Source organism: Streptomyces sp. NPDC055962 (genome assembly GCF_042270185.1).
GTDB lineage: Bacteria > Actinomycetota > Actinomycetes > Streptomycetales > Streptomycetaceae > Streptomyces.
Map to the genome: position 1 here is coordinate 1 of NZ_JBHJYN010000030.1, position 1003 is coordinate 1003.

At 50.1% G+C, this 1003-nt stretch carries 3 tRNA genes and 2 rRNA genes; all 5 read left to right on the forward strand.

Annotation, left to right across the window (positions count from 1 at the left end):
- Positions 1 to 373, forward strand: a 23S ribosomal RNA gene (locus ACFC51_RS35725); the annotation flags it as partial.
- Between the two features lie 50 nt (positions 374 to 423).
- Positions 424 to 539 (forward strand): 5S ribosomal RNA (rrf, locus tag ACFC51_RS35730).
- A 23-nt stretch (positions 540 to 562) separates the two neighbouring features.
- Positions 563 to 638, forward strand: a tRNA-Val gene (locus ACFC51_RS35735).
- Positions 639 to 645: 7 nt separating this feature from the next.
- Positions 646 to 722, forward strand: a tRNA-Met gene (locus ACFC51_RS35740).
- Between the two features lie 6 nt (positions 723 to 728).
- A tRNA-Asp gene (locus ACFC51_RS35745) sits at positions 729 to 805 on the forward strand.
- Positions 806 to 1003: the final 198 nt, after the last annotated feature.

Genomic DNA, 1003 nt, shown 5'->3' on the forward strand with positions numbered 1-1003 from the left:
CTGTAGTCGGTCCCAAGGGTTGGGCTGTTCGCCCATTAAAGCGGTACGCGAGCTGGGTTCAGAACGTCGTGAGACAGTTCGGTCCCTATCCGTCGCGGGCGCAGGAAATTTGAGAGGAGCTGTCCTTAGTACGAGAGGACCGGGATGGACGCACCGCTGGTGTACCAGTTGTTCTGCCAAGGGCATCGCTGGGTAGCTATGTGCGGACGGGATAAGTGCTGAAAGCATCTAAGCATGAAGCCCCCCTCAAGATGAGATTTCCCATTCCGCAAGGAAGTAAGATCCCTGAAAGATGATCAGGTTGATAGGTCTGAGGTGGAAGTGTGGCGACACATGGAGCTGACAGATACTAATCGATCGAGGACTTAACCAATTTGAATGTATGCTTACTGTTATCTAGTTTTGAGAGAACACTCTCAATGGTTTGGTGGCGATAGCGAAGAGGTCACACCCGTTCCCATGCCGAACACGGAAGTTAAGCTCTTCAGCGCCGATGGTAGTCGGGGGTTTCCCCCTGTGAGAGTAGGACGCCGCCAAGCTATTACACGTAAGTGTAATATATGGAGGATTAGCTCAGCTGGGAGAGCATCTGCCTTACAAGCAGAGGGTCGGCGGTTCGAGCCCGTCATCCTCCACCATTATTATCGCGGGGTGGAGCAGTTCGGTAGCTCGTCGGGCTCATAACCCGAAGGTCGCAGGTTCAAATCCTGCCCCCGCAACCAAAAAATGGTCCGGTAGTTCAGTTGGTTAGAATGCCTGCCTGTCACGCAGGAGGTCGCGGGTTCGAGTCCCGTCCGGACCGCCATTTTTATTGTAAACGAAACGATCATGTTTTCGTTTTTTTTGTGTTTTCTTTTAAATGCTGGCAGCTTGGTATCTAACCAAGCTTTCTTTTATATCGTTAAAGTCTTGGATATTGAAACATAATCCGATACACTAGAAAGAGCTGTATTTCACAAGAGCGTCAGAAAGGGAGACGGGAGATATATGGATGAGTTTGATT